This window comes from Aquimarina sp., assembly GCF_977115655.1.
In genome coordinates this window covers 50,207-61,651 of record NZ_CDSBKO010000035.1, presented here as the reverse complement: position 1 = coordinate 61,651, position 11,445 = coordinate 50,207, and the positions used below count along the sequence as shown (strand labels likewise).

Below are 11,445 nucleotides of genomic sequence, written 5' to 3'. Positions count from 1 at the left end.
CACTAATAAATTATTTCTTTTTCATCTGTTCTTCGTTAAAAAATATAACCGTAACTACAGCTATGCTTGATGCCAGATTAAGTCTGGCACAAGCTTTTTGCCTTGAATACTTAAAAAATAAATTCAATTTCTATACGCACTATTTCAAAGTTAAAATGGTATAAGTGTCCTGAAGGAATACAAAACATTAAAAAGAATAACGGGTTTATATTGCCAACAAACCAAACTCTTTTAGTTTTTGTATAGGTTTAGAAAACCAGAACAGCTCAAAACAGTCCAAATTAGTTTCAAAATCTGCTTTAAGTTGTGCAAAAGAAGCAAGCTTATCCTGTTTAGGAGAAAGTTTAGGCAAGGCCTGTAAAAACCATTCGCCTTTATCTTTTTCTAGGCTGATCTGAAAAGTCTCTCTTTTGTCATGAAAAGTTAATTGAAGAGAGTGCCAGGTCACCCCTTTTTTAGTTTTAGATTGTTCCGTAACAAAAGGTGTTCCTCCCAACCATACTATTTTTGCAGTAGGTTTTATGCTAAAATTAGGTTCTTGTTCTAAACAACTAAAAATATAATCTTTTTTGATTTGTGTTTTCGGAATTTTAAAATCAAACCATTCTTGAAGCGGCAGTTCAAAACCAATACCATGCATAAAATTAAAAAGGGATTTTTTTAGGCCAAAGCTAAATTTGCTATGATCAATTCCTGTTTGGTCTGTAAAAGCAATGTCGTTATTGGCAAATGTAATTTCTTTATAGTTTGGATTAATGCTATAGTCTGAAGGTTGTAAACCTATAGGACTATGGGCGGTTAAAGCAAATTGGTGCCAAAATCCAGATTGTAATATTCCTGTTTCAAAAAGTTGACGCACCATTTCTAAGCTGTCTATAGTTTCTTGAATGGTTTGTGTTGGATACCCATACATTAAATAAGAATGTACCATGATGTTGGCTTGCGTAAAGTTTTGGGTTACCCGTGCTACTTGTTCTACCGTTACCCCTTTATCGATTAATGCTAATAATCTGTCTGAAGCAACCTCAAGCCCCCCGGAAACTGCAATACAGCCAGATGCTTTTAATAAATAGCAAAGGTCTTGTGTAAAGTTTTTTTCGAACCTGATATTGGTCCACCATGTCACTATAAGTTTTCGTTTTATAATTTCTAAAGCTAAAGCCTTCATCAAGGCAGGAGGAGCAGCTTCATCTACAAAATGAAAGCCGGTTTCATTGGTTTGAGAGATTAATTCTTCCATGCGATCCACCAAAAGTTTAGCCGCAATAGGTTCATAGATTTTTATGTAATCTAGAGAGATATCGCAAAAGGTACATTTTCCCCAGTAACAACCATGCGCCATGGTGAGTTTGTTCCATCTGCCATCACTCCACAGACTATGCATTGGATTTGCAATTTCAATTACCGAAATATACTTGTCGAGTAATAAATCAGAATAATCCGGAGTGCCAATCTCGCTTTGTTTGTAATCTGGTTTAGAAGAAGTATTTTTATATACGACCTTATTGTTCTCCAGAACAAAGGTGCGTTTAAATTCGGCACTTTGATCCGATTTAGTATGACATAGGTGCTGGTGCAGCAGTTCTATTGGTAACTCCCCATCGTCTAAAGTGATATAATCAAAAAACTCAAAAACCCTAACATCTGTAACAGACCGTAACTCGGTATTAGGAAAACCTCCACCCATTGCTACTTTAATATACGGGTGGTTTGCTTTTATATGTTGCGCACATCTAAATGCACTGTATAAATTTCCGGGAAAAGGAACAGAAAAACAGACTAATTTTGGTTGCGTTGTTTTTAGCTCTTCCTCCAGAATTTGTAAGGTAATATTATCAATATGTGTGGTGTCGTATTGTAAGTAGTTATACAGTTCATCAAAGGAGTTGGCACTTTGCCCTAAACGTTCAGCATATCTGCTAAAACCAAAATTTTCATCAATACATTCAATAATAAAATCAGATAGATCTTCGAGATATAAGGTAGCTAAATGCTTTGCCTTATCTTGAATGCCCATAAAGCCAAAAGCCCAATCCATATCCTCTAACTGCTCAAAACGAGAGGCTTTTGGTAAAAAATTTTCTGTACAAATTTGCCGTGCAAAAGTTTGATTCTTTCCTTGTAAAAATAGAATAACATTATCCAGAACGGCTAGATAATCGTCTTTTAAAGCATAAATTCTCTGGCAATTTGCTGAGGTTATTTTATGGTTTTCATAAGCTTCCATAAACATAAATTGCAAGCTTTGTTTTGAAAACAACTCCAGGATAACTTCAATACCAAGATCCATTTGGTGAGCACTAATGTTTTTAGTGTTCAAAAAACCTTTTAAATAAGCCGTTGCTGGATAAGGCGTATTTAATTGTGTAAATGGAGGTGTTATAAGTAAAAGATCTTTCAACAATGTGTTTTTAAACTTTAAGAGGGACAAAGATAGTCGAAAATTTGGTGGTGTATTCATGCATATTATCCTATGTTTTTAATTCACATTGTGGAGTTTTATTTTCTAAAGCTTGTGTCGAAATGAAAGAAGGGGCGGGCTAAATACCTGTTGCGTTTTTTAGAGATAGTAGATTTTTTAACACATAATTCGGGTTTAAAGAAATATTAATATTTTTTTGTGTCTAATGAGTTTGTATTTGGATAGTTTTGTGCCTAAAGTTAAGAGGCTCATTTTTTATGATAAAAAATAAAAGGGTACTAATCGTTGAGGATGAATTTTCAATTGCATTAGATATTAAAATCAGTTTAGAAAAACTGGATTATTTTGTAGTTGGTATAGCAGATAGTTATAAAGAAGCGATGAAGTATATGGCAGAAACTATACTGGATATAGTTGTAATGGATATTAATATCTCTGGAGATAAAAATGGTATTGAAACAGCAGATGAGATTTATAAAAAGTATAAAACACCAGTTGTTTTTCTTACCGCTTATGATGATGATACTACTTTTAAAGAGGCTTTACAGAGCAAACCTTTTGGTTTTTTGTTAAAACCTTTTAAGGTAAAAGAACTGTCTTTTGCTATACAAATAGCTTTACAAAAGCAATTAGAAAATAAAAATGTAGTACCCTCTGTAGCTAAAAATAAATTATGTGACACGTTATTTATCAAAGACAAATCACAGTTAACAAAAGTTAAAATAGAAGATATTTTATGGGTCGAAGCAATGGATAATTATACTCAGGTTATCACTAAGGATAAAAAGATAGTGGTCAATATGTTTTTAAAAGAATTTTATGAAAAAGTACCAGAAGATAAATTTTTAAGAATTCATAGATCCTATATTGTTGCATTAGAAAAAATTGATAAAATAGAGACCAGGTTTGTTTGTATTGGAGCCAACAATATACCTATAAGTAAAGCATATAAAAGTCAACTATTAGAACGATTGGATATTTTATAGGATGAGGATAATAATATGTTTTTTAAAGAGAAGTAGTTTGTTGTTTTTCTTGCTCTTACATCTTTCATTATTAGGGCAAACAGATAGTTTAATTCAAAAACTGGAAACCGTTTCTAAGAAAGAAAAAATACAGATATATAAAGAGCTAACCCTTAAGTATAGTAACTCAGAGACAGAAAAGGCACTTCAATACGCCCTGGAAGGATTAGAGTTATTAGAAGACAAGAGGTCTAAAAATGCAGGCTATTTTTATTTTATTTTAGGTAGGTTATATAATGCAAGGGCTGATTATGAACAAGCATTATTTTATTATACTAAAACATTAGAGATAGCTAAAGGGTTACAATATGAGTTGGGTATTGCCAAAAGCCATCAAAACATAGGATTAGTACATATAAAAAAGGGAGATTATCACCAGGCACTTGACCATTATTTAAAAGCAGTTACGATTTATGAAACCCAAAAAGAAGAGAGCTTTCTTGTAGGAGTTATAGGTAATATAGGCTCGTTATATTCTTGTAGGCTAAAAGATGATGAAAATGGTTTACTGTATTATAATAAAGCATTAAAACTATCAGAAAAGATAGGGAATGCAGAACACAGAGCCAGTATATTAGTAGCGGTAGCAGAAATGTATATGCGCCAAAAAGATTTTGAAAAAGCAAAAAAAATATTAAAAGAGTCTATTGAGGTTGCAGAAAAAACAAATGTTCCCCAAACAGTTATAGTTGGATTGAGTAATTTATCTGCCATAGCTGAAGAGGAAAACAAATTGGAAGAAGCATTAGTGTATGCAAAAAAATCTCTAAAACTAAGATTAGATACTGGTAAAGTAAATGAAAATGCCTCAGAATATTTAAGATTAGCTAATATCTATGAAAAACTTGGAGAGGCAAAAGAAGCAAAATTACATTACGATAAAGCTTTGTCTACAGCTTTAGCTACAAATGCTTTACCACAATTGTTAAAAGTATATGAATCTCTTCAGGATTATTATAGTAGAGAAAAAGAATATAAAAAAGGATATCAATATTTACTAAAATATAATACAATTAAAGACTCGTTGTTTAATGAAGAAAAACATAAACAACTTAAAGAAATACAAGCAAAATTTGATATAGAAAGTAAAGAGAAAGAAGTACAACTACTAACTAGGGAGAACCAAATAAAAGCCTTAGAAAATAAGAGCCATCGAATTGCCAGATTTTTATTGGTAATAGGGTTAGTTGCACTATCGGTAGTATCGTTAACAATGCTATACGCGTATAGAAATAAAAAGAAAACCAATACGATCCTGGCAGAAAAAAACAAAAAAATATCACAAACCCTAAAAGATCGCGAGATACTATTGAAAGAAGTACATCATAGGGTGAAAAATAATTTACAGATTGTTTCCAGTTTATTAAGGTTGCAGCATAAGTTTGGAGATCATAAATCTTCTGAAGAGATTTTACAAGAGATTCAAAATAAAATACAAGCGATGGCTATTATTCACGAAAGACTTTATAAATCCAGTGATCTGTCTTTTATTGATTTACAGACGTATTTAGATAATTTGTTAAATTATTTTAAGACAAGTTATGATCTGCCCAAACAAAATATCACAATAAGCGCTGCCGTAGATAACATTAATTTGGATATGGATTATCTGGTACCGTGCGGGTTAATTGTTAATGAGATTATTGCTAATAGTATAAAGTATGCTTTTGAAAAGTCGCCAAGTGGCCATATTAGTATAGAAGCATCCAAAAAAGAAGAAACCTGTTTACTAACAATAAAAGATACAGGAGTTGGTTTTCCAGAAGGTTTTAGAATGAAGGATAGTACATCTTTAGGAATGCAACTTATACAAGGACTTACCAAGCAAATTAAAGGCTCTGTAGAAATAACCTCTAATCCGGGAGCATGCTATATTATTAAATTTGATATAGCGTAACAAATAAAAAGAAACCAGTTCACCCTTTTTTATAGTTCATTTACCAAATAAATAGGACGCTATACCAGATTAATTTAGAAACGATAGTATTGTATGGTAGCTTTGATTAATAATCCATTTAAAGGAAATTAAAAATGAGGAATATTTTTAAACAATTAAGAGTAGGAAGCGCTATTTTATTTATAAGTATTATGATTGGTTGTAGTTCTGGCGATGATAACCCTGTTTCACTTACAGAAGATCCAGGTATAATACTCGTAGAAGAAATAAAAATAGAGGACGGAAAACTTTCTGCTTTTCCGTTACTTAGTATACAACCAATAACAGTAGATATAATTGATCCCGAGATCGTTGATAATAAGGAGGTTAAATATGGGGCGATTAATATTACAGTACCCGGTACAACGGTTTTGGATAATATAAGTGCTTTAATTACATCGAAACAGCTTAATTTAAGTAGGTTTAGTGTCTCTCCTGGTAATGATGTAAAATTATCGTACGCAGAAGGAAAAACAAACGTATATGTTATCCATAATGCAGTAGGGGACAAAGAAGAATTATTGCATTATAATGTAAGTATTACAAAAGAACCAATAGTGGTATCTGAAACTTTAAAAATAACAAGTTTCACTTTTGAAAAAAGCAAAAATCCAAGCCTGCCTGATGATATAGAGATTTCTAGAATAGTAGATGGTGCAGGTATGGATAAGATATATGTATTTGTGCCCGCAGGAACAGATTTTACCAATCTGGTGCCAACAATTACTTATGATGGCACAAAACTTTATTATTACCAAGACTCTTCACAAACACCAGGTAGTACTAATAATGAATATCCTGCGCAAGGTAAAAGCATAGATTTTAAATATCCTAATTCTTTTATTCTGGAAGTTAAGGATCGGGATAATGAAGGATTTAAAACTACTTCTGTAATTGTAGACGTAGTCAACCCTCTTATAGTAGAAACAACATCGGTAGCTATACCCGATATAAAAGAAGGGAGCCCGCAATCATTTGTGATTACAAAATGGATTAATCAAGGAAACCATATACTTGTGTATGGAAGAGCCGATGCTCAGGAAAATCAGGATCCTGATTTAGGAACAAATGTAATTAGGGTAAATAGAATTTTGCCAGCTGTGGGTTTGATACCAGGAGAAAGTGCAGAGGTAAGAGCTAGGATTGCAGGTACTGCTTTTCCAAAAGGAACCTATAAAACAACCGCTGTGTTTTATCCCAGACTAAGGTATAATCAAGAGATAGATGATTTATTAGAACCAGCAAGATTACATATAACTGCCAAAATTATTGAATAATAGGATCTTTTAAGATAGTATCAAAGTAAGATAGAGTTTAAAAAAACAGGCAGTATTCTTTGGTTTTCCCTTAGAATACTGCCTGTTTTTTAAATCAATTTTAAACCTGCTAAGCAGTGGCCGCCGTAGTAACCGGTACTTCTGCAACGTTCTTTTTATTAATCCTTACTTTAAACCTGTGTATAATATAAAATAAACAGGGTACAATGATAAGAGTTAAGAATGTAGCTATGATTAACCCATAAATTACCGCCCAGGCCAATGGGCCCCAGAAAATCACATTATCTCCTCCTAAATAAATTTTGGGATCAAAACTCGAAAACAAAGAGAAAAAATCAATATTAAAACCTATTGCCAGAGGTATTAAACCCAATACCGTTGTAATAGCAGTAAGCAATACTGGTCTTAAACGTGCCTTACCTCCTTTAATAATAATTTTCATTACCTCCTCATTAGGTAAAAGTTCTTTTTCTAAAAGATTAAGTTCTGCTTTTTTTCTATCTATTAAAAGTTGCGTATAATCTAATAGTACAACCCCGTTATTTACTACAATTCCTGCAAGCGATATAATCCCCATCATGGTCATCATAATCACAAAAGAAGCCCCTGTAATTAAGATACCTCCAAATACCCCAATAAAACTCAAGAAAATCGCAATCATTATTATAGTGGGCTTTGAAATAGAGCTAAATTGAAAAATAAGAATTAACATAATAAGTCCTAATCCAGAAAAGAAGGCACCCATTAAGAATGACATTTGTTTGCCTTGTTCTTCTATCTGCCCGGTATAATCAATTTTTACACCCCTTGGTAATTCTGAAAAACTAGCCATTTCGGTCTTTATCTGGGATACAATTGCCCCTGCATCTGTAAAACCAGGCTGAAGACCAGAATATACCGTTACCACCCTCTTGGCAGCTTTGTGTTTAATAGCACTAAAAGAAGAGGTGTTTTTTTGGGTTGCTACTGTTGAAATAGGAATTTCCTGTAACTTTCCTGTTGCCTGATTCCTAAAAGTAATGTTTTGATTAAAAAGCGCACTGGTATTATATCTGTTTTCTTCATTAAAACGTACATAGATATCATAATCTTCTCCATCCTTTTTATACACCCCTGCTTTTTCTCCAAAAATAGATCTACGTAATTGGTTACCAACTTGTCCAGCGGCAACATTAAGTTCTCCTGCTTTTTCGCGATCTACTACAACTTGCATAGCAGGTTTTCCTTTATTGACATCTACTTTTAATTCCTCTATACCAGGTATGCTTTTTTCATTGATAAAATTTCGCATTTTCTCTGCCAGGGTAATCAATTCGTCATAATCCGGACCTTCAATTTCTATATTTATAGGATATCCGGCAGGTGGCCCTACAGGGTCTTTTTCTACAGAAATAGCAACACCAGGGTAGATTCCTTTTAGGGCGTTCTGCACTTTTTGGCGCAATACCTCAGAGTCTTTTCCTTTTCGGTATTTAAACTCTCTCATGGTAGCAGTAATTTTTGCCTTATGGGGCATCTCGGCATTACTTCCTCCATCTGTTTGGGGGTTTCCTGCACCTTCTCCTACCTGCGAAACGGCAGACTCTACCAAGAAATTATAATTCTCGCCATCTACATATTCTTTGTCATTTATAACAGCATATACTCTTTGCTCGATTTCTTTGGTAATGGCATTGGTTTTATCAATATCGGTCCCTTGCGGGTACTCTACATATACCACAATCTGGTTTGGTTTGTTATCCGGAAAAAATTCTACTTTGGTGCGTTGGCTGCCAATAGATCCTCCAAACATTGCAAATACGACAACCAACAGGATAAAAGTACCTATAACCATAGTATAAGATCTCCATCCTTTTAGAGCAAAGTTTAAAAATCGTTGGTATTGATTTTCTAACCAGGCTAAAATCCTTTTTTGAAAGAAATTTGCTGCGCCTTTTAATACATATCTGTACAACCAGAACATGATTGCAGTAAAGATCATAAGGCTTCCCAATCCTCGTACTGCTCCGCCAAAAATCAAGATAAATGTCCCTATACCTCCCAGGATAATACTTAAGCGTATTAATTGTTTACGGGTCAGTTTTTTTTCGCCTATTTGCATAAACTGAGATACCAGCATAGCATTAATAAAAATGGCTACAAATAAAGAGGATCCAAGTACTACAGATAATGTAATCGGGAAATAGATCATAAATTGCCCCATAACACCAGGCCACATCCCTAACGGAACAAAGGCAGCTACCGTAGTTAAGGTTGATATGATGATAGGAAACGCAATTTCGCCAATACCTTTTTTAGAAGCTTCGATTCTGGACATACCTTCTTCCTCCATCAAACGATATACATTTTCTACCACAACAATACCATTATCCACCAGCATTCCTAATCCCATAATCAACGCAAAAAGGATCATGGTATTCATAGTATACCCCAAAGCAGATAATATCATAAAGGACATAAACATGGACATTGGTATAGCAAAACCAACAAATAAGGCATTTCTAAAACCTAAAAAGAACATTAGTACTCCTACCACCAGGATAATACCAAATATGATATTGTTAACCAAATCACTTACCTGATTATTTGTTTTCTCAGATTGGTCGTTTGCAACCGATATCTTAAGGTCTTTTGGGAATACGTTTTCTTTTGCATCCTCTATAATCAGGGTTATCTTTTCTGCCGCTTCGATCATGTTTTTTCCAGAACGTTTCATAACGTCCAACATTACCACATTATGCCCAAACTCTCTGGCAAAAGTAGTTTGGTCCTCATCTTTAAACTTTACTTCGGCAATATCCCTAAGATAAACAGCACCGTTTTGAGATTTTACAACAAAATCATTAAGGTGTGATGGTTTTTCTATTTCTCCCAGGATTCGTATAGTACGTCTTTGCCCGCTTGTAATCATATTACCCGCAGACATTGTCATGTTACCATTACGAATTGCATTAATGACATCGTCAAAACTAACTTTTGCAGCCATCATTTTATAAATATCTACCGCAACTTCTACTTCTTTTTCCTGAGCACCACGAATTTCTGCTTTTTTAATTTCAAGAAGATCTTCAATTTCATCTTCAAGATACTCTGCAAACTGTTTTAGTTTATCTACGGGATAATCCCCTGCGATATTAATGTTCATGATTGGAGTTTCTTCAGAAATGCTTAAATCAAAAACATTAGGCTCTACTTTTGCACCATTAAAAGTAGGCCAATCTTCATTTGCTTTTTCAGAATCTACTTCATCTTTTACCTTTTGCTTAGCTTGGGGTACACTAAGATCTTCATCAAACTCTACCGTGATAATAGCATAGTCCTCCTGCGAGGTAGAAAGAATTTTTACTACATTACTTACATTTTTTAGCTTATCTTCTAAAGGGTCTACAATCAAACGCTCGATATCCTCTGCAGTGTTGCCCGGGTAAGGGACACTAATATAGATTTTGGTTTCGTTTATTTCTGGAAAGTTTTCCCTTGGCATAGAAAAATATGCAGAGAGCCCTAATACAAGAAATATAGCAATCATTACATATATAATAGTAGGATTGTCTATCGCCCAGGATGATAGCCTAAATTCCTTATCTACCTTTTTTTTATTGACTTCCATAGATGGGTTAGTTTAAAATTTTAACTTTCTGACCGTCTTTTACACTTCTGGCACCTTCACTAATTACAGCATGCCCATTTTGGATGCCTTCTGTAATTTCAATTAGATCCCCTTGTGTTTTCCCCGTCTTTATTATTACTCTTCTTGCTTCTGCAATATTTTCTGCATTTTTATCCGAAGTAATATAGACATATTGATCTCCTTCTGCATTTTCAGAAATAATACTTTGTGGAATTAATATTGCCTTTTGGTTCGTATAATCATTGATTTTTACTTTGGCAGTTAGATTTGGCTTTATGGTACCACCATTGGATGGGACACCTACTTCTACCATAAAAGAACGATTGTTTGGATTGATATAATTTCCTACCTGACGAATTTTTGTGGTAATTGTTTTGTTCAGAACCGGAAAAAACACTTCTACATCTTTGCCAACAGTAATACTGGAAATATATCTTTCGGGCACCTCGGTCTCGATATACATATCGTCTAGGTTGACAATTCGTATTACAGGGGTTTGCCCGGGGGACACCACACTTCCTTGTTCGGTTATAATATCATCTATAACACCAGAAAAAGGAGCGTTTATAGTAGTCTTTGCCAATTGGCGTTTAATTTGGCTTACCACGTTTTGTTGTGTTTCAAAATTTGTTTTAGCCTCCAGAAATTGAATTTCAGACCCTATTTTTTGTTCCCAAAGCCTTTTTTGGCGATCAAAAGTGGTTTTAGCCAATTGTGCCTGCACTTCTACTTGTGATAATTGTTGGCTAAGCCCGCCATCATCTATTCTGGCAAGTAATTGACCCTTGGTTACTTTTTGACCTTGTGCAACATAGATCCTTGTTAAAATCCCGCTCATTTCGGGATACAAAACTATGTTTTTCTTGGTTTCTACGTTTCCTTGTAGTTCCAGATAGTGATTAAACAAGGTATCTCTTACCGTAATAGAAGTTACCAAAGGCAGTTTTTTAACAGAATCCAAAGCAGCTATTGCCTCGTCTAATTGTTTTAGTTTATTAGTTGCCTCATGTTGTTGTGCTATTATTTCGGTTCTTTTAGAACGCAAAGCTTGTAAGTTGCCTTCTTCGATAATCTTTTCGATAGATTTGGCATTATCTTTCCCACACGATAAGATGAGAAGTGATATAGTTACTATATAAAGTATCTTTTTCATG

6 protein-coding genes are annotated in these 11,445 nt (G+C 33.9%); 3 read left to right on the top strand and 3 right to left on the bottom strand.

The window, feature by feature from the left end; all coding sequences use genetic code 11:
• Positions 1-205: 205 nt before the first annotated feature.
• The gene (locus ACZIYX_RS14775; RefSeq protein WP_462683023.1) at positions 206-2,461 is read right to left on the bottom strand and encodes a B12-binding domain-containing radical SAM protein; all 2,256 of its coding nucleotides are present in this window, start codon (positions 2,459-2,461) and stop codon (positions 206-208) included.
• 218 nt (positions 2,462-2,679) lie between these two features.
• Between ACZIYX_RS14775 and ACZIYX_RS14770 the strand changes: the two genes are divergently transcribed.
• The 3 genes from ACZIYX_RS14770 to ACZIYX_RS14760 all read left to right on the top strand — a co-directional run bounded on the left by ACZIYX_RS14770 (position 2,680) and on the right by ACZIYX_RS14760 (position 6,660).
• Positions 2,680-3,408 carry a LytR/AlgR family response regulator transcription factor gene (locus tag ACZIYX_RS14770; RefSeq protein ID WP_462683022.1) on the top strand — a complete coding sequence of 243 codons (729 nt, stop codon included), beginning with the start codon at positions 2,680-2,682 and terminating at the stop codon, positions 3,406-3,408.
• Between the two features lies 1 nt (position 3,409).
• The gene (locus tag ACZIYX_RS14765) at positions 3,410-5,344 is read left to right on the top strand and encodes a tetratricopeptide repeat-containing sensor histidine kinase (protein ID WP_462683021.1); all 1,935 of its coding nucleotides are present in this window, start codon (positions 3,410-3,412) and stop codon (positions 5,342-5,344) included.
• Positions 5,345-5,478: 134 nt separating this feature from the next.
• Positions 5,479-6,660 carry a hypothetical protein gene (locus tag ACZIYX_RS14760; RefSeq protein ID WP_462683020.1) on the top strand — a complete coding sequence of 394 codons (1,182 nt, stop codon included), beginning with the start codon at positions 5,479-5,481 and terminating at the stop codon, positions 6,658-6,660.
• Positions 6,661-6,769: 109 nt separating this feature from the next.
• On the opposite strand, the gene ACZIYX_RS14755 is transcribed toward ACZIYX_RS14760, so the two are convergent.
• Both ACZIYX_RS14755 and ACZIYX_RS14750 read right to left on the bottom strand, forming a co-directional pair.
• On the bottom strand, positions 6,770-10,270 hold the full coding sequence (locus ACZIYX_RS14755; protein ID WP_462683019.1) for an efflux RND transporter permease subunit: 3,501 nt from the start codon (positions 10,268-10,270) through the stop codon (positions 6,770-6,772).
• Positions 10,271-10,277: 7 nt separating this feature from the next.
• A complete protein-coding gene (locus tag ACZIYX_RS14750) occupies positions 10,278-11,444 on the bottom strand; it encodes an efflux RND transporter periplasmic adaptor subunit (RefSeq protein ID WP_462683018.1) in 1,167 nt (388 codons plus the stop codon).
• Position 11,445 lies beyond the last annotated feature (1 nt).

Bases quoted from the DNA above. Each gene is read 5' to 3' on its own strand.
- ACZIYX_RS14775 (WP_462683023.1), bottom strand. From the start codon at position 2,461: ATGAATACACCACCAAATTTTCGACTATCTTTGTCCCTCTTAAAGTTT.
- ACZIYX_RS14770 (WP_462683022.1), top strand. From the start codon at position 2,680: ATGATAAAAAATAAAAGGGTACTAATCGTTGAGGATGAATTTTCAATT.
- ACZIYX_RS14765 (WP_462683021.1), top strand. From the start codon at position 3,410: ATGAGGATAATAATATGTTTTTTAAAGAGAAGTAGTTTGTTGTTTTTC.
- ACZIYX_RS14760 (WP_462683020.1), top strand. From the start codon at position 5,479: ATGAGGAATATTTTTAAACAATTAAGAGTAGGAAGCGCTATTTTATTT.
- ACZIYX_RS14755 (WP_462683019.1), bottom strand. From the start codon at position 10,270: ATGGAAGTCAATAAAAAAAAGGTAGATAAGGAATTTAGGCTATCATCC.
- ACZIYX_RS14750 (WP_462683018.1), bottom strand. From the start codon at position 11,444: ATGAAAAAGATACTTTATATAGTAACTATATCACTTCTCATCTTATCG.